Raw genomic sequence first — 19567 nt, 5'->3', positions numbered from 1 at the left:
CATATTCCAGAGATGAGCAGGACATGCGATCCGAAGAAGAATTGCTGGACTACTTGAAGCGCGTGACCACGGACCTGCACGACACCCGGGTGCGGCTTCAGGCGACGGAGGAGGCCTCCCGCGAGCCGATCGCGATCGTCGGGATGGGCTGCCGATACCCGGGCGGCGTGTTCTCGCCGGAGGATCTGTGGCAGTTGGTCGCCGAGGGGCGCGACGTCATCGGAGATCTGCCCACCGACCGTTCCTGGAACCTTGACACCCTCTACGACCCCGATCCGACGGCACCCGGTACCACGTACGCCCGCGGTGGTGGGTTCGTCGACACCGCTACCCATTTCGACGCGGGGTTCTTCGGGATTTCGCCGCGGGAAGCCGCCGCGATGGACCCGCAGCAGCGGCTGGTCCTGGAGACGGGCTGGGAGGCGCTGGAGCGCGCCGGAATCCCCCCGACGTCTCTCGGCGGGAGCGACACCGGTGTCTATATCGGTACGGGCATGCAGGACCACATCATCCACCTGCAGAAGTCCCGGCAGGAGGCCGAGGGATTCGTCGGCACCGGTAACGCCATCTCGGTGGTGTCCGGCCGGCTCGCCTACACGCTCGGGCTCGAAGGCCCCGCCGTCAGCGTGGACACGGCCTGCTCGTCCTCGCTGGTGGCACTGCACCTCGCGGTCCAGGCACTGCGGGCCGAAGAGTGCTCGCTGGCCCTGGCAGGAGGGGCGACGGTCATCAACACCCCTGTGATGTTCGTGGAGTTCAGCCGCCAGCGCGGGCTGTCCCCGGACGGCAGGTGCCGGTCCTTCGCGGCGGACGCGGACGGCACCGGCTGGTCGGAGGGCGTGGGTGTCCTGGCACTGGAGAGGCTGTCGGACGCGCGGCGTCGCGGGCACCGGGTGCTCGCTGTCATCCGTGGGTCGGCGGTCAACCAGGACGGCGCCTCGAACGGTCTGACGGCGCCGAACGGACCGTCGCAGCAACGGGTGATCCGGCGGGCACTGACCGCGGCCCGGCTGACGGCTGATGAGGTCGACGCGGTGGAGGCGCACGGGACGGGGACGCGGCTGGGTGATCCGATCGAGGCGCAGGCGCTGTTGGCGACGTATGGCCAGGACCGGCCGGCCGATCGGCCTTTGTGGTTGGGGTCGTTGAAGTCGAACATCGGGCACGCGCAGGCTGCCGCGGGTGTCGGTGGCGTGATCAAGTCGGTGATGGCGTTGCGGCACGGGGTGCTGCCGCAGACGCTGCATGTGGATGCGCCGACGCCGGAGGTGGACTGGTCGGCGGGTGAGGTGCGGTTGCTCACGGAGCGGCGGGAGTGGCCGCGTGCGGGCCGGCCGCGCCGGGCGGGCGTGTCCGCCTTCGGGATCAGCGGCACCAACGCCCACCTCATCCTCGAAGAAGCCCCGGAAGAGGCTCCCGAAGAGGCGGCTGCCCCAGCGCCCCGCCTCACGGGCATGCCGTGGGTGGTGTCCGGGCGGGGCAGGCAGGCGCTGCGGGCTCAGGCGGCCCGGTTGCGGGACTGGGCCGCGGGACACCCGGACGTGGCGCCGGAGAAGGTGGGCCTGGCCCTGGCCACGCGGCGGTCGGTGTTCGAGCACACCGCGGTGATCAGCGGCGCCGACCACGACGCACTGCTGAGCGGGCTGTCGGCCCTGAGCGAGGACCGGCCGGCGCCGGGCGTACGCCTGGAGACGGCGGCCGGGGGCGGTCTCGCCTTCGCGTTCACCGGGCAGGGAGCCCAGCGCCCGGGCATGGGACGCGGCCTGTACGAGACCTTTCCCGCGTACGCCGAGGCGTTCGACGAGGCGTGCGCGGCACTGGACCCGCACCTGGAGCGCCCGTTGGCGTCGATCGTCTTCGCTGACGATCCCGCCGACGCCGAGGCGCTGAAGACGACGGCGTACGCACAGCCGGCCCTGTTCGCCGTGGAGACGGCGCTGTTCCGCCTGATGCAGTCGATCGGCGTCCACCCGGATCTGCTGATCGGGCATTCGGTGGGCGAACTGTCCGCCGCTCACGCGGCCGGGGTGCTCTCCCTTCAGGACGCGGCACGGCTGGTGGCGGCCCGTGGGCGGCTGATGCAATCCCTGCCCGAGGACGGACGGATGCTCGCGATCCAGGCGTCGCAGGACGAGGTGCTGCCGTGGGTCGCCGAGCTGGCGGAGAAGGCCGGTGGCTTGGCGGTGGCCGCGGTGAACGGGCCCGAGTCGGTGGTGGTCTCGGGCCGCACCGAGGCCGTGAACACGCTGGAGAAGGAGTTCGCCGGACGTGGCCGCCGCACCCGATACCTCGACGTGAGCCACGCGTTCCACTCCCCGCTCATGGATCCGGTTGTGGACGAGTTCGCCCGGATCGCTGCGTCGGTCACCTTCCGGCCGGCGACGATCCCCGTGGTCTCCAATGTGACCGGGGACCTGGCCGGCGACGACCGGCTCACGGACCCCGCTTATTGGGCGGAGCACATCCGCGCCACGGTCCGGTTCGCCGACGGAGTACGGGCGTTGGCCCGCGAGCAGGTGGACACCGTGGTCGAACTGGGCCCGGACGCCGCACTTACGGCGCTCGGCGGCGAGATCCTCGACCAGGACACCGCCGCTTTCGTGCCCACCCTCAGCCGCAAGCACGACGAGACGTCCACGTTTCTGACGGCGCTGGCCCGGCTGCACGCCCGTGGCATCCCCGTCCGCTGGCCCGCCGCGGCCACGCCGTCCGTCGAATCACCGGACCTGCCCACCTACGCCTTCCAGCGGGAGCGCCACTGGCTGGACGGCGTGGCAGAGACCGATGTCGCGGGCACGGGCCTGACCGGCATCGGCCATCCGCTCCTGCCGGCACAGACCGCGCTGCCGGGCACAGAGGGCGTCGTCCTCACCGGCAGCCTGTCGCTGCGGGACCATGCCTGGCTCGCCGACCACGCCGTGATGGGCGTGGTGCTGGTGCCCGGCGCGGGGCTGCTGGACATGGCCCTGACCGCCGCCGGGCACGCGGGCTGCAACCGGGTCGAGGAGCTCACGCTGGAGAGCCCGCTGATCCTCCCCGAACAGGGAGCCCGCTCCGTGCAGGTCCTGGTCGGCGCGGCCCAGGACGCCGGACAGCGCGCGCTCACGATCCACTCGCGGCCGCAGGACGGCGACCCGCAGGCTGCTTGGACGCGCCACGCCACCGGGCTGCTCGCGACCGGCCCGCAGGAGGAGCCGGCCACCTCTTCGCAAGCCTGGCCGCCGACCGGGGCCGTCCCCGTCCCTGTCGACGACCTCTACCTCCGCCTGGCCGAGGGAGGCGTCGACTACGGACCGTCGTTCCGGGGACTGCGGGCCGCATGGCGGCTCGGCGAGGACTTCTACGCCGACATCGACCTTCCCCTCCTGTCCGACGTGGAGCGGTTCTCGCTCCACCCCGCGCTGCTGGACGCCGCCCTGCATTCCCTTGCCCTGCCCGGCGCGATCCTGCACACGGGCCAGGCGCACCTACCGTTCTCCTGGAGCGGGGTACGGCTGCACGCCTCGGGGGCCGACACGCTGCGCATACGGGTCCGGGGCACGGGGCCGAGCAGCGTCAGCCTGGAGCTGGCCGACGGTACGGGCCGGCCCGTCGCGACCGTCGGTGAACTCGCCCTCCGTCCGGTGACCCCGGAGCAATTGCGGTCCCCCGGCGCCGACGCCACCTCTCTGTACACAGTGGAGTGGCCCGTGAAGGAGCTGCCCGGGGGCGCGGAGGGCTCCGCGGCGCGGACCTGGGCGCTGATCGCAGACGCCGAGCCTGACGGGTACGCGGTCAAGGGCGTCGAGCTGAGCCACTACACGAGTCTCCCGGCGCTCGCCGCCGCCCTCGACGCCACGGACGTACCCGTGCCCGAAGCGGTCCTCGTCCCCTGCTTCCTCCCCCGCTCTCCAGGCGGCCCGCCGGAAGACTCCGCCGACCTCGTCGAGCGGGCGCACGACTACGCAGCGACCGTCCTCGACCTCGTGCGCACCTGGTTGGCGAATGCGCGTTTCGAGGCGTCCCGACTCCTCCTGCTCACCCGAGGCGCGGTCACGCCCGACGCCGGCCACCATCCCCTCAGCGACGCATTGGGCAGTCTCGCCTGGGGCCTCGTCCGGACCGTGCAGAACGAGCATCCGGGGCGGGTCCTCGTGGCCGACATCGACGACGATCCGGCGTCCTGGTCCGTGCTGCCCGGTGTACTCGCCCACGAGGAACCCCAGGTGGCCATGCGCCGTGGTGTCGCCCACGTGCCCCGCCTGACCCCGGCCCGCGCCGCCGCGGAGCGGCCCACCCCCTTCGACGGCGTGGGAACCGTGCTGGTCACCGGCGGTACGGGAGGACTGGGCAGTCTGCTGGCCCGTCATCTCGTGGTCGAGCACGGGGTACGGCAGCTGCTGCTGACCAGCCGCCGTGGTCCACAGGCGCCCGGAGCCGCTGAACTCGCCGCCGAACTGAGCGGGCTGGGAGCGCAGGTGACGGTCGCCGCGTGCGACATGGCCGACTCCGCCGCCGTCAGGGAACTCCTCGGCTCGCTCCCCGCCGACCATCCGCTCACCGCGGTGATCCACACGGCCGGCGTTCTGGACGACGGTCTCGTCGAGGATCTGACACCGGAGCGGCTGAACACGGTACTGCGTCCGAAGGCCGACGCCGCCGTTGTCCTGGACCGGCTGACACGTCACCTGGATCTGGCCGCGTTCGTGCTCTACTCCTCCGTCGGAGGCACCTTGGGCGGTCCGGGCCAGGGCAACTACGCCGCCGCGAACGCCTTCCTGGACGCGGTCGCCCATCGCCGCCGCGCCGAGGGACTCCCCGGACTCTCGCTGGGCTGGGGGCTGTGGAGCGACACCACCGGCATGGCCGCCGAGATCGGCACCACGCACGTCGACCGCCTGAACCGCTCCGGACTGGTCACGATGTCCCCCGCCGAGGGGCTGGCGTTGTTCGACGCGGCGCTCAGCGGGGAATACGGACCGGTGGTCCTGCCCGTCCGTCTCGACCTGCCCGCACTCCAGGCCCGCGCCACCTCAGGAGCGCTGCCGTCGGTGCTCGCCGACGTGGTCCGCACACCCGCGGGCCCGGCCCGCGCGGCGAAGAGCGGCAAGGTGTCCGGGGCCGCGCTGCGCACGAGGCTGTCGGAGCTGTCGGAGGACGAGCGCCGCCGGATGCTGCTGGACGTCGTACGCGAGAACGTGGCAGCCGTACTGGGCCACAGTCAGGGCGGGGCGATCGACGACGAACAGCCGTTCAAGGACCTCGGCCTCGACTCCCTCACCGCCGTGGAGCTGCGCAACCGCCTCGCCTCCGCCACCGGTCTCACACTCCCGGCCACCCTGCTGTTCGATCTGCCCTCGCCGTCGGTGCTTGCCCACCACCTGCTCACCCGCATGGGGTCGCAGGAGAGCAAGTCCCCGGTGGCCGAGGCTGTCGACCACCTCGCGGCACTGCTCACCACCCATGACCTGGGGGACCCGGAACGCGGCCAGGTCACCGCCCGACTGCGCTCCCTGCTGTGGCGGCTCGACGACGGCGGGGCACAGCGCACGGAGGACGCCGCGGACCAGGCGGAGACGGACGACGACATCTTCGCGCTCGTCGACCGGGAGCTGGGCCTGGCGTGAGCCCGGCTCCGCGGCCTTCGGGCCCGGCCGCCCTCCGGCCTCCCACCGAACACACAAGGAGCCCACCCGTGTCCACCGATCCCACCGCGTCCGACGCACCCGGTCTCTCCCGCGAGTCCGCCGGGTCCACCGCGTCCCCGCAATCGACCGAGGAGAAGTACCGCGACTACCTCAAGCGCGTGACCGCCGATCTGCGGCAGGCCAAGCAGCGTCTGCAGACGGAGCGCGAACAGGCCGCCGAACCCCTCGCGATCGTCGGCATGGGGTGCCGTTTCCCCGGGGGCGTGCAGTCGCCCCAGGACCTGTGGGAGCTGGTGGCCGCCGAGGTCGACGCCATCGGCCCGCTGCCCGCCGACCGGGGCTGGCCGCTGGACACCCTTTACGATCCCGATCCGGACCGCCCCGGCAAGAGCTACGTCATGGAGAGCGGGATTCTGCACGACGCCGCCGGATTCGACGCCGAGTTCTTCGGGATCTCACCGCGCGAGGCACGGGCGATGGACCCGCAGCACCGGCTGCTGCTCGAAACCTCCTGGGAAGCCCTCGAACACGCGGGAATCCCGCCGACCTCGCTACGGGGCAGCACCACCGGCGTGTACGTCGGGCTGTCGCCCTTCGGCTACGGGCCCCAGTCGGCGGAGGTCCCCGCCGATGCGGAGGGTCACGTCGTGACGGGCGGTGCGCCGGCCGTCGCCTCGGGACGGATCTCGTACCTCTTCGGTCTCGAAGGACCGGCGATGACCGTCGACACCGCCTGCTCGGCGGGGCTGGTCGCCCTCCACCTGGCCGGTGAGGCGCTGCGCCGGGACCAGTGCGACCTCGCCCTGGTCGCCGGCGCGGCCGTGATCGCCACCCCGATGGTCTTCACGGAGTTCAGCAAGCAGCGAGCGCTGGCCCGGGACGGCCGTTGCAAGGCGTTCTCGGCCGACGCGGACGGCACCAGCTGGTCGGAGGGATGCGGTGTGCTCGTCGTGGAGCGGCTTTCCGCGGCCCGCCGCAACGGCCACCAGGTACTGGCCGTCATCCGGGGCTCGGCCCTCAACCAGGACGGGGCGTCGAACGGCCTGACGGCGCCGAACGGCCCATCGCAGCAGCGGGTGATCGAGGCCGCGCTCACCGCCGCCAGGGTCGCCGCCGACCAGGTGGACATGGTGGAGGCGCACGGCACCGGCACCCCGCTCGGCGACCCGATCGAGGCGCAGGCACTGCTCGCGACGTACGGCCAGGGCCGCGGCGCCGACCGCCCGCTGCGGCTCGGCTCGCTGAAGTCCAACATCGGCCACACTCAGGCCGCCGCCGGCATCGCCGGGGTCATCAAGACCGTCCTCGCGCTGCGGAACGGGGTCATGCCCAAAACCCTGCACGTGGACCGGCCGACCACCCAGGTCGACTGGTCGGCCGGCCGTGTCGAACTGCTCCGCGAGGCGCTGACCTGGCCGGAGGTCGACCGGCCCCGCCGGGCCGCGGTGTCCGCGTTCGGTGTGAGCGGCACCAACGCGCACGTCATCCTCGAATACGATGCTCGCCCCGCCGAGCCCGGCACGGACACCGACACGGCCACGGCCACGGCCACCGACACCGACACCGACACCGAAGCGGAATTCACCGCAGCGCCCGCGTCACCGGGGCCCGTCCCCGTCGTTCTGTCGGCCAGGTCGTCCGCCGGTCTCGCCGCACAGGCGGACAGGCTCCGCCGGCACCTGCTGGCCACGCCCGGCGCGGAGCCGGCCGATGTCGCCTGGTCGCTTGCCACGACCCGCGCGCACCTGCACCACCGGGCCGCGGTGGTGGCCCCGGACCGTACGGCTCTGCTGGCCGACCTGCGGTGCCTGGCGGACGGACTCGACCTGCCGCGGAACGTCGTCACCGGCACCGTGACGGCGAGCCGGAAGGTGGCGCTGATCTTCCCCGGCCAGGGCTCGCAGTGGCCGGGCATGGCCCGCGAACTGCTCGCGTCCTCCCCCGTGTTCGCCGAGTCGCTGCACGAGTGCGCCCGGGTGATCGACGAGATGGTCGACTGGTCGCTGATCGGCGTCGTGACAGGCGCCGACGAACAGCGCCTCGACGAGGTGGACGTCCTGCAGCCCGCACTGTTCGCGGTCATGGTCTCCCTGGCGAAACTCTGGCGTTCCTACGGTATCGACGTCCACGGCGTCGTCGGCCACTCCCAGGGGGAGATCGCGGCCGCGTACATTTCGGGCGCGCTGTCGCTGGCCGACGCCGCACGGATCGTGGTCACCCGGTCCAGGCTCCTGATCAAGGTCGCCGGCCGCGGTGGTGCCCTGGCGGTCGGGCTCTCCGCACAGGCCGCTACGGACCGGATCACGCCGTGGGACGGAAAGCTGTCCATCGCCGCCGTCAACGGGGCGGATTCGGTCGTCGTCTCGGGCGAGGCCGGGGCGTTGCGCGATTTCCAGGAAAGCTGCCAGGCCGACCGGGTGTGGTCCCGGCGCGTCGATGTCGCGGGCATCGCCGCGCACTCGGCCGAGATCGAGTCGGTACGCGACGAACTCGTCGCCGCCCTCCAGGGCATCGCACCGCGCGAGGCGGCCGTGCCCTTCTACTCGACGGTCACCGGCACCCGCCTCACGGGCCGGGAACTGGACCCGGAGTACTGGTACCGGAACCTGCGGGAGACCGTACGGTTCCTGGACACCACCGAGGCGATGGTGGCCGACGGGATCGGCTTCTTCGTCGAGGCCAGCCCGCACCCGCAGTTGACGGTCGGCACGAACCAGACCCTCAAGGCCGCCGAGTCCGACGGCACGGTCCTCGGCTCGCTGCGCCGCGACTCGGGCGGTCCGGAGCAGATGCTGCTGTCCTTGGGAGAGGGGTACGTCCACGGCCTCCCGGTGGACTGGACCCGCGTCCTGGAGCCGGGCGAGCGGGTGCCGCTGCCGACGTACGCCTTCCAGCACGAGCACTACTGGCTCACCGCCGCGGACACCGTCGGCGCCGTGACGGAGACCGACGCCCGGTTCTGGGACGCCGTGGAGCGCGAGGACCTGGAGCAGCTGGCCGACGAACTCGGCACGGACGCGGGCATGGCCGAGGTCGTGCCCGCGCTCGCCCGCTGGCGGCGCGAGGGGCGCCGCCGGTCTCGCCTGGACTCCTTGCGCTACCGGATTGCCTGGCGGGCCGTCACCGAACCGCCGTCCGCGGCCAGGGTCCCGGGCCGTTGGCTGCTGGTGGGCGACGACGGCCGGACCAAGGAGGTGGAGCGGCTCTTCGAGGCGGCCGAGGTGCTGCCCTCGGTCGGCGCGGACCGTGCCGCACTCGTCGAACGGCTCGGCGGGGCCGGCCCGTTCGACGCCGTGGCCTACGTCGGCCGGGACGCCGAACGGCTGCTCGTACTCGTCCAGGCCCTCGGCGACATGGACGTCACCGCACCCCTGTGGTGTCTGACGACGGGCGCGGTCAGCACCGGCCCGTCCGACCCGCCGGCCGATCCGGACGGTGCGGCCCTCTGGGGGCTCGGCCGGGTGATCGCGCTGGAACGGCCGGACCGCTGGGGCGGCCTGGTGGACCTGCCCGACGCGCTGGACGACCGGACAGCCGGACTGCTCGCCGGAGTGCTGGCGACCGCCGACGATGAGGACCAGCTCGCCGTCCGGTCGAACGGCGTCTGGGCCCGGCGGCTCGCCCACGCCGCCACCGCCAAGTCGCCGGGCGGGTGGAAGCCGTCCGGCACCGTGCTCATCACGGGCGGGACAGGGGCCATCGGAGGGGCGGTGGCACGCTGGCTCGCCGAGCAGGGCGGCTGCTCGCTGGTCCTGATCTCCCGCCGCGGCCCGGACGCCCCCGGCGCGGCGGAGCTCGCGGCCGAACTGGCAGCCACGCGCACGCCGGTCCGGATCATCGCCGCCGATGTTGCCGACCACGCCGCCATGACGCGGGTTCTGAGCGACGTCACCGAGGAGTTCGGGCCGCTGCGCTCGGTGTTCCACGCCGCCGGTGTCCCGCAGAGCACCCCGCTGGAAGACATGACGGCCGACGAGTTCCACGAGGTCGTCTCGGCCAAGATCGACGGGGCCCGGGTGCTCGACGAGCTCCTCGGCGACACCGAGCTGGACGCGTTCGTCGTGTTCTCGTCGATCTCCGCGGTCTGGGGCAGCTCCCGCAGCGGCGCCTACGCCGCCGGCAACGCCTATCTGGACGCCCTCGTCGAGCAACGCCGCGCCCGCGCCGCAGCCGGCACCTCGGTCGCCTGGGGTTTCTGGGGCGACGGCGGCATGGTGGACGCCGAAACGGCCCCGCTGCTGCGTCGCATCGGCCTCGTCCCGCTGAGCCCGCAGGACGGCATCGCCTCACTGCACCTCGCCCTCGCGAACGACGATGTGGCAGTGGCTGTGGCCGAGGTCGACTGGGAGCCGTTCGCCGCCTCCTACACCGCGGCCAGGCCCCGCCCGCTGATCGAGGGCCTGGAGGAAGTGCGGCAGGCCGCCCTGCGTGGTGAGGCCGGGCCGCGGGTGGAGTCCGTACCGGCAGAAGTCTTCCGCCGCGAGATGCTGGCTCTGGGATCGGCGGAACGGCTGACGGCGATGACCGATCTCGTGCGCACCGAGGCGGCGGCGCAACTGGGGTGGAGCGACCTGGAGCGCATCGAACCCCATCGCGCCTTCCGGGACCTCGGGCTCGACTCCCTGGCCTCGGTCGGTCTGCGCAAGCGGCTGGACGGCAAAACGGGGCTCAGGACTCCGGTGACCCTCGCGTTCGACCACCCGACACCCGCCGAGGCCGCCGCCTTCCTGCTCGGACTCCTCCTGCCGGAGGGTGCCGACCGCGACCCGGCGGTGCAGGTCGAGAACGAACTCGACCGTCTGGAAGCGGCACTCGCCGGCTCGCAGGCGGGATCGGTCGGCCGGGCCCGGATCACCATGCGCCTGTCGAGCATCCTCGCCCGCTGGAAGGAGACCGGGCCGTCCTCCGCCCTGCCGACCGCCGGTGAGGACGCCGCGGACGCGGGTCTCGCCGACGCCTCCGACGACGAACTGCTCGACGTCCTCGGCCGCGAGTTCGGTATCTCCTGACGGGCCGTCTCCTGGCCCGACATCCGTATGTCCCGAACAGGCACCGCCACGAAAGGCTTCCCCCGTGCCCCAAGAAAAGAGCGCGTCCGCCGACGGACGGATGCGGCATTTCCTCACCGAGCTCACCGCGGAGCTGCGCCAGGCCAAGAAGCGGATCAGCGCGTACGAGGCCGAGGAGAACGAGCCGGTCGCCATCGTCGGGATGGGCTGTCGGCTGCCCGGTGGCGCGACCAACCCGGCCGAGCTGTGGGAACTGGTCTCCACAGGCACGGACGCCATCGGAGCCTTTCCCACCGACCGCGGCTGGGACACCGAGCGGATCTACGACCCGCTGGGCGAACAGCCCGGCACCACCCGGGTCCTCGAGGGCGGCTTCGTCTACAACGCGAGCGGCTTCGACGCGGGGTTCTTCGGCATCTCACCGCGTGAAGCGGTCGGCATGGACCCGCAGCAACGGCTCCTGCTGGAGACGACCTGGGAGGCCCTTGAGGATGCCGGGATCCTCCCCGCCGACCTCCGCGGCAGCCGCACCTCGGTCCATGTCGGCGCCGGTACGCAGGGCTACGGCTGGAACATGTACGCCGACGACCGGGACACCGGCGCCGAGGACCACAGCATCATCGGTGTCACCACCTCCCTCGTGTCCGGGCGCATCGCCTACACCCTCGGCCTGGAGGGAGCAGCGCTGACCATCGACACGGCCTGCTCGTCCTCGCTGGTGGCGCTGCACCTCGCCTGCCAGTCGCTACGCCGTGGCGAGAGCGACCTGGCACTGGCCGGCGGTGTGACGGTGATGGCGGCGCCGAGCGTGTTCGTCGAGTTCACCAAGCAGGGCGGCCTGGCCGCCGACGGCCGGTGCAAGTCCTTTTCCGACGACGCCGACGGTACCGGCTGGGCCGAGGGTTCCGGCGTCCTTGTCCTGGAGCGGCTCTCCGAGGCCCGCCGCAACGGCCATCAGGTCCTTGCCGTGATCCGTGGCTCCGCCGTCAACCAGGACGGTGCGTCCAATGGCCTGACCGCCCCGAACGGTCCTTCCCAGCAGCGCGTCATCCTCGACGCCTTGGCAAGCGCGCGACTGGAGCCGTGGGACATCGACACCGTGGAGGCGCACGGAACGGGTACGACGCTCGGTGACCCGATCGAGGCCCAGGCACTGCTGGCGACCTACGGCCGGGACCGGGATCCCGACAAGCCGCTCTGGCTGGGCTCGCTGAAGTCGAACATCGGGCACAGCCAATCCGCGTCGGGCGTGCTGGGCGTCATCAAGACGGTGCAGGCCATGAGGCACACCACCCTGCCGCCGACGCTGCACGCGGCGATCCCGACCACAGCGGTGGACTGGAGCGCGGGAGCCGTCCAGCTGCTGACCGAGTCCCGTCCCTGGCCGAGCGAGGGACGCCCGCGCCGGGCCGGCGTCTCCTCCTTCGGGATCAGCGGTACCAACGCGCACGTCATCCTCGAAGAGGTCGAAGCCGAGCCCGAGGTGCACGAACCTGCCCCGGAAGGTCCGGTCCCGCTGCTGCTCTCCGGCCGGTCGGAGCAGGCGGTACGGGACCAGGCGGAGGCGCTGCGCGCACACCTGCTGCGCCGCCCCGCGGACGAGCTGACGGGTGTGGCCAGGTCATTGGCCACCACGCGGACCGTGTTCGAACACCGCGCCGTCGTCGTCGGCGAGACCCGTGAAGAGCTTCTCGACGCGCTGTCGTCCGTGACCCCGGTGCTCTCGGGCCGCGGGCGGGTGGCGGGCCTGTTCTCCGGTCAGGGTGCGCAGCGGTCGGGTATGGGGCGTGAGCTGGCGGGGCGTTTCCCGGTGTTCGCCGCCGTGCTGGACGAGGTGTGCGCGGTGGTGGATCCGTTGTTGGGGCGGTCGTTGCGGGAGGTGATGTGGTCGGGGCCCGCGGAGGCGTTGGAGCGGACGGAGTTCGCGCAGCCGGCGCTGTTCGCGTTCGAGGTGGCGATGGCGCGGTTGTGGCAGTCGTGGGGCGTGGAGTTCTCCGTGCTGGCGGGGCATTCGGTGGGAGAGATCGCCGCCGCGTGTGTGTCGGGGGTCCTGTCGTTGCCGGACGCGGCGCGGATGGCGGTGGCGCGGGGCCGGTTGATGCAGGCAGTGCCGGAGGGCGGGGCCATGGTCGCCATCGCCGCGAGCGACGTCGAGGTCGAACTCCTCACTTCGGGGGAACCCGCGGCCACGATCGCCGCGGTCAACGGCCCGGAGGCGGTCGTGGTCTCCGGTGCCGAGGCAGCCGTCATGCGGGTCGCGGACTACTGGCGTGAACAGGGCCGCCGTACATCCCGGCTGAGGGTGAGCCACGCCTTCCACTCGCCGCTCATGGAGCCGATGCTCGACGACTTCGCGGCTGTCCTCGGCGAGCTGACGTTTCACGAGCCGTCCATCCCGGTCAGCCCGTCGGCCGACAGCTCACGGTCCTTCGCGTCCGCGGAGTACTGGCTCGACCACGCCCGCCACGCCGTCCGTTTCGCCGACGCGATCCAAGAGATGCCCGCGGTCGACCTCTCCCTCGAACTGGGCCCGGACGCCGCACTGACCCCTCTGCTGGACGGGGACCGCCCCGCGGTGGCCACCGCCCGCCGGGACAAGCCCGAGACGCTCACCCTCCTCCAGGCCGCGGGCCAGGCACACGCCCACGGTGTGGCAATGGACTGGCCGGCCCTGCTGGGCGCCGGACGGCGGGTGCCGCTGCCCACGTACCCCTTCCAGCGGGAGACGTACTGGCTCGGCGGCACGGCCTCCCCCACCGCCTCGAACGGCGTCCGTTCGGCAGCTCGCAGCAGCCAGGAAGAGCGATTCTGGGCAGCCGTCGAGCAGGAGGACGAGCAGACGCTCACCGGCCTGGGCGCACCGGCCGAACTCGCCCCGGCTCTCCCGGCGCTGGCCCGGTGGCACCGTGCGGCCCGGCGGCAGAGCACGCTCGACTCGTGGCGTTACCGGATCGCCTGGCAGCCGGTGGCCGAGCCCCGGTCCGTCGCACAGGTTCCGGGTACCTGGCTGGTGGTGGTGCAGTCGGACGACGACACCGCGGAGACCACCGCGGCGCTGCGCGTCCTGACGCGGATCCTCGCCGACACGGTGTTCGTGGAGACCGGGACCGACCGCGAGGAGGCGAAGGCAGCGCTGGTCGATGCCCTCGCCGACGCGCCCATGCTGGCCGGAGTCGTCAGTCTGATCCAGCACCCGGACGCGCTCCTGACCCTCCTTCAGGCACTGGGCGACGCGGGGACGGGCGCCCGGCTGTGGTGCTTGACCCAGGGCGGGGTGGGCACGAGCGACGGCGAAGCGCCGCGCAGCGCCCACGCGGGGGCGTGCTGGGGACTCGGTCTGGTCGCCGGCCTCGAACACCCTGACCGCTGGGGCGGTCTGCTCGACCTGCCGGTCCGGCTCGGCGAGCGCGCCACCGGCCGGCTCGCCGGCATCCTCGCGGGCGACGTGGTCGAGGATCAGGTGGCGTTGCGGGACAGCGGCGTGCTGCTGCGCCGGCTGGTGCAGGCCCCCGCCCTGCCCGCGGCCCGTGCCTGGAACCCGTCCGGCACCGTGCTGATCACCGGCGGCACCGGCTCACTCGGCGCGCACGTGGCCCGCTGGCTCGCCGAGCGCGCCACGTGCTCCTTCGTCCTGCTCTCCCGCAGCGGGCCCGACGCGCCCGGGGCCGCTGAACTCGTCGAGGAGCTGGAGAAAGCCGGCGCCCGGGTCAGCGTCGTCGCGGCCGACGTCACGGACCACGCGCGGATGTCCTCCCTGGCGGCCGAACTCGCAGCCAGGGGCGAACCGGTGCGCGCGGTCTTCCACGCCGCGGGCGTCGGCCAGAACACCGCGCTCATGGACATGAGCCTGGAGGAGTTCCGGACCGTCTACTCCAGCAAGATCACCGGCGCCACCGTGCTCGACGAGGTGTTCGACGACGCGGAGATCGACCTGTTCGTCCTCTTCTCGTCCGTCTCCGGGGTGTGGGGCAGCGGTCGCTACGCCGGGTATGCCGCGGGCAACGCCTACCTCGACGCCCTCGCCCAGATGCGCCGCACCCGCGGGCTGGCCGCGACGTCCGTCGCGTGGGGAGTGTGGGCAGACTCCACCATGGTCACCCCCGAGGCCGAACAGCAGTACCGGCGACGCGGCTTGATACCGATGCCCGCGCCCCAGGCGATCGCCTCGCTGGAACGGGTTCTCGACGCCGACGAGCTCACGACAGTCGTGGCCGACATGGACTGGGACCTCTTCATGACGGGCTACGGCGCGGCTCGTCGGCGCCCGTTGCTGGAGGAGCTGCCGCAGGTGCGGGCGCGGCGTCCGCAGGAGGCGACCACCTCCGCCGCGGACCGGACCGACCTGCGGGGCAGGCTCGCCGGGCTGTCGCCGGCCGAGCGGGGGACCCTCCTGGACGACTTGGTGCGCGCCACTCTCGCCGAGGTGCTCGGTCACACGGACCCGTCCGCCCTCGCTCTGGACCAGCCCCTGGTGGAACTCGGCTTCGACTCGCTCTCCGCCGTGCAGGTGCGCAACAAGCTGGGCCTCGCCACCGGGCTCTCGCTGCCCGCAATGCTCGTCTTCGACCACCCCACGGTGACCGCCGTACGCGATTTCCTGGCTGCCGAGCTCGACGGCGCAGGCCGGGACCGGACGGCACAGAAGACGGGTGAGGGGCACGAGGACCTGGTGTCCGGGGCTGACGAGTCCTTCGCCGCCATTTACCGCAAGGTCGCGCTGCGGGGTCGTATGGAGGAGGTCGAAGACCTGCTGGGCAGCGCGTCAGGCCTGCGTGCCCGCTTCTCCGAGGCTTCCGGGGCTCCGGACGGCACTCGCTTCGTACGGCTCGCCTCCGGCGGGCAAGGGCCCGCTGTCATCAGTTTCCCGCCGTTCGCACCGGTGGAGCAGACCCTGCAGTTCGTCCGGCTGGCCAGCTTCTTCCGTGACCGACGGGATCTGAGCATGGTGACCGTGCCGGGCTTCCTGAAAGGCGAACCGCTGGCCGAGAGCGTCGATGTGCTCATCGACGTCCTGGCCGAGTCGGCCCTTGAATGCGCGGCCGGCTCGCCCTTCGCACTGCTGGGGTACTCCTCGAGCGGCTGGCTCGCGCACTGCGTCACAGCCCGTATGGAAGCTCTCGGCACACCGGCCCAGGGGCTGGTGCTGCTCGACACCTACCTCCCCGACGGTATGTCGGTGGCACTGCGCCAGGCGATGACGTACGAGGTGAACGAGCGACGGTCGCGGTTCACCAAGCTGAACTTCACGACGATCACCGCGCTCGGTACCTACCGCAGGATGTTCCGCGGCTGGACCCCGCAGCCGGTCTCCACGCCGACACTGTTCATCCGGCCCGAGGACTGCATCCCCGGCGATCCCGGGCTCCCGCCGCTCACCGCGGAGTGGCGCACGCACTGGCCACTGCCGCACACCGACGCGACGGTCCCGGGCGACCACTGCACGATCGTCGCAGAGAACGCCGACGCCACCGCGGCCCTGGTCCACGACTGGCTGGACGCCCTCTGACCGGCTCCCTGCCTCCGGTCCGGCCCCGTCGCCCTCGCATGGACGACGGGGCCGGCTTGGCTGTGCCACCCCGGCTGGTCGGTCCGGGAGGCGATGTCGCGAGGGGGTTTCCGCGGGACTCCTGTTCCACCCGCCGGATCAGACCTACGGGAATCACCTGGTGCACCGTCAGTGGTGCGTTCACGTAGGCGGTCAGCTCGTGGTGCGCCGATTAGGACTCCGTCAGGTCTGTGTGCCGACCGTATTCAGAGGCACGGTGAGTACGTGGAGGACGCACATGAAGTCAATCGCGCTCGGGTGAAGTTGCCGTGATGCGTGGCGGATGTGTGCGCCCCGATACCGCGCAAGGACCAAGGCGTGCCTTGTTGTTGCGCCCCCCCATTTGACCCCGAAGTACGCCCTTACGGCCATGGTGCGGAGAGCTGTACCGGAAAGGGAATAAAGGCTAGGGGAAGCTAGGGGTTATCCCTGCCACGACCCGGTCCGTACTGTTTGGCACCAAGCATGGAACCGGAGGTAAAAGGCCATGTCTCTTTCACTCGCGCACCCATGCCGGTCCCGTGCAGAGGTGGCGGCATAATGGGGCCGCGGACCGAGGCCGCCATAGGAATTCTCGGCACCGGCTCGTATCTTCCGGCTGAAACGGTCTCCAATCATGTGGTCGCCGAACGATCGGGCGTGAGCGCTGAGTGGATTCAGACCAAGACGGGTATCCGCAGCCGTCATTATGCGGCCGGGCACGAAGCCACCTCCGACCTTGCCGCCGAAGCCGCGCGGGCCGCTCTCGCCACGGCCGGGATCACCGCCGGGCAGCTGAAGTGGATCGTGGTGGCGACGTCGACCCCGGACCATCCTCAGCCCGCCACGGCCTGCTTGGTCCAGCAGCGGATCGGTGCCCGCGCCGCCGCGGCCTTCGACATCAACTCGGTGTGCAGCGGTTTCGTGTTCGCGCTGGTGACGGCGGCCCGGCTGCTGTCCTCCGCCCCGGACGAGTCGGTCCCGTACGCCTTGGTGATCGGGGCGGACGTCTACTCACGCATCATCGACCCCACAGACCGACGCACCGCCATACTCTTCGGTGACGGCGCCGGAGCCGTCGTACTCGGCCCGGTGCGGCCCGGCCACGGACTGATCGGCGCGCACCTCGCCAGTGACGGCGAGCGGCACGATCTGATCCACGTCCCGGCCGGCGGCAGCCGCGAACCCGCCTCGGAGAAGACCGTGGCCGAGGGGCGGCACTACTTCCGCATGAAGGGCCGGGCGGTCAGCGACTACGTGCTGTCCGAGCTGCCCCGGGCGGTGCGGGCACTGCTGGCCGCCCACGACGTGGAGTCCGCCGACGTCGATCACTTCATCCCGCATCAGGCCAACGGCGTCCTGCTGCGCACGGCCCTGCCCGATCTCAGGTTGCCTCGGGCACGGGTCCACCTCACGGTCGCCGAACACGGCAACACCAGCGCCGCCTCCATTCCGCTGGCGCTCGACCAGGCCCGGCGGCAAGGCGCCTTCGCCGACGGAGAGTTGCTCCTGCTGGCCGGATTCGGCGGCGGCATGTCGCTCGGCACCGCGCTCGTCAGATGGCAGAGCGGCGAGGCCCGCCACTGAGGACACCCGCACTCCCCCACACCGGCCGCCCATGAAACGACGCGAAGGACTCAACGGCATGGCTAAGCGCTTCTCCACCATCGCGGTGATAGGTCTCGGGACCACCGGGTCGGCGCTCGCGAGCATGGTCGCCCGCAGCGGCCGCCGGGTGATCGCCGTCGACACCGACGCCGCCGCTCTGGACCTGGCCGGTGCCCGGCTGACCGACACCGGCCGAGGCACGGTTGACCTCACCACGCGCTCGGCCGACATCATGTCGGCGGACCTGGTGATCGAAGCGGTACCCGAGCGGATGAAGACCAAGTGCGAGGTGCTCCGTCACGCGCACCACACGTGCGACCCGGGCACGGTGTTCGCGACGACGACCACCGGACTGGCGGTGACCGACCTCGCCTTCGGCTCGGGGCGGCCGAACCGCACGGTGGGGCTGCACCTGTTCCCCCAGGGGCCGATGGACCGGGCGAGGGCCGTGGAGGTCGTGGGTACGCCCCTGACGGACGGGTCCGTACTCACGGACGTCCAAGCGCTGATCCGCGACCTCGGGCAGGTCCCGGTGCCGGTGCCCGATCGCACGGGCTTCGTCGGCGGGGCCCTGACGATGGCCTATCTCAACGACGCCGCGACGATGTACGCACAGCGCTACGCCTCACGCGACGGCATCGACACCGCCATGAGGCTGGGCTGCGGGCTTCCGCGGGGGCCGCTGGCCCACCTGGACGCGATCGGCCTGGATGTCGCGCGTGACACGCTGGACGCCCTGTACGAGCGCACCGGTGACCGCCGGTTCCTGCCCGCCCCCGTCCTGACGCACATGGTCGCCGCCGGCCTGCTCGGGCTGAAGTCCGGGCGTGGCTTCTACGACTACGGCGCCCCGGACGACGACGGCGGCGCGGACACGGGCGACGGGCTGCCGACGGCCCTCCCCGTACGGCGTATCGGTGTAGTGGGTTCGGGGACGATGGCCACCGGCATCGCGGAGGCCTGCGCACGGGCGGGGTACCCGACGACTCTCGTGGCGCGCAGCGAGGTCCGCGCCAAAGAGGCACTCGCCGCCGTGGAGAACTCGCTGAACCGGGCGCTGCAGCGGGGCAGGCTGACACCGGAGCGGCTCACCTCGTCGATGGAGTCGCTGACCGGTGTGTCCGGCCTGGAGGCGGTCGCCGACTGCGATCTCGTGGTCGAGGCGGTCGTGGAGGACATCGACGTCAAGCGGACGGTGTTCCGGGAACTCGACGCCGGGTGCGGGGCGCAGACCGTGCTGGCGACGTCCACATCGAGTCTGCCGGTCATCGAATGTGCCATGGCGACCGGTCGGCCCGAGGCCGTGGTCGGGATGCACTTCTTCAATCCGGCACCGGTGATGAAACTCGTGGAAGTGGTGCGGACCGCGCTGACCTCGCGCGAGACACTCGGCGTGGCGCACGCGACCGCCACCACGCTCGGCAAGCGTCCCGTGGAGTGTCTGGACCGGAGCGGGTTCATCGTGAACGCGCTGCTGTTCCCCTATCTGAACAGTGCGGTGGCGCTGCTCGACGAGGGGATCGTCACCGCCGAGGACATCGACACGGTGATGACCCTGGGGCAGGGCTATCCCATGGGCCCGCTCCAGCTGCTGGACGTGATCGGTCTGGATGTGTCCGTGGCCATCCTGCGCACGCTGCACACCACGTTCCGGGAGCAACGCCTCCTGCCCTCGCGCCCTCTTGAGCAGCTCGTGGAGGCCGGCCACCTGGGCCGCAAGCGGGGCAAGGGACTGCGGAAGCACGAGCTCTGAGCCGGTTCGCACTTCGCGTCCGTGAGCGACACCAGTGAAACACCGT

Annotated in this window: 5 protein-coding genes; all 5 read left to right on the top strand. The window is 71.9% G+C overall.

The window, feature by feature from the left end:
• The first annotated feature begins 23 nt into the window (after window positions 1-23).
• The 5 genes from OIU81_RS36355 to OIU81_RS36335 all read left to right on the top strand — a co-directional run bounded on the left by OIU81_RS36355 (window position 24) and on the right by OIU81_RS36335 (window position 19521).
• Complete coding sequence (locus OIU81_RS36355; RefSeq protein ID WP_329154696.1) at window positions 24-5606, top strand: type I polyketide synthase; 5583 nt, start codon at window positions 24-26, stop codon at window positions 5604-5606.
• A 68-nt stretch (window positions 5607-5674) separates the two neighbouring features.
• Entirely contained in the window at window positions 5675-10636 is a 4962-nt protein-coding gene (locus tag OIU81_RS36350) for a type I polyketide synthase (protein ID WP_329154695.1), read from the top strand.
• A 64-nt stretch (window positions 10637-10700) separates the two neighbouring features.
• Window positions 10701-16142: a type I polyketide synthase gene (locus tag OIU81_RS36345; protein ID WP_329154693.1), complete on the top strand. Its 5442-nt coding sequence runs from the start codon at window positions 10701-10703 to the stop codon at window positions 16140-16142.
• Window positions 16143-16721: 579 nt separating this feature from the next.
• Window positions 16722-17747, top strand: a complete 1026-nt coding sequence (locus OIU81_RS36340; RefSeq protein WP_329154691.1) for a 3-oxoacyl-ACP synthase III family protein — start codon at window positions 16722-16724, stop codon at window positions 17745-17747.
• Between the two features lie 58 nt (window positions 17748-17805).
• Window positions 17806-19521, top strand: coding sequence for a 3-hydroxyacyl-CoA dehydrogenase family protein (locus OIU81_RS36335; RefSeq protein WP_329154689.1), 1716 nt, complete (start codon window positions 17806-17808; stop codon window positions 19519-19521).
• Window positions 19522-19567 lie beyond the last annotated feature (46 nt).

The organism is Streptomyces sp. NBC_01454 (assembly GCF_036227565.1).
In the GTDB taxonomy this organism is placed as follows: Bacteria; Actinomycetota; Actinomycetes; order Streptomycetales; family Streptomycetaceae; genus Streptomyces.
This window is presented reverse-complemented; position numbering and strand designations above follow the sequence as displayed.

What these genes read in the sequence shown, in the direction of transcription:
- OIU81_RS36355 (WP_329154696.1), top strand. Translation starts at nt 24, where the DNA reads ATGCGATCCGAAGAAGAATTGCTGGACTACTTGAAGCGCGTGACCACG.
- OIU81_RS36340 (WP_329154691.1), top strand. Translation starts at nt 16,722, where the DNA reads ATGGGGCCGCGGACCGAGGCCGCCATAGGAATTCTCGGCACCGGCTCG.
- OIU81_RS36335 (WP_329154689.1), top strand. Translation starts at nt 17,806, where the DNA reads ATGGCTAAGCGCTTCTCCACCATCGCGGTGATAGGTCTCGGGACCACC.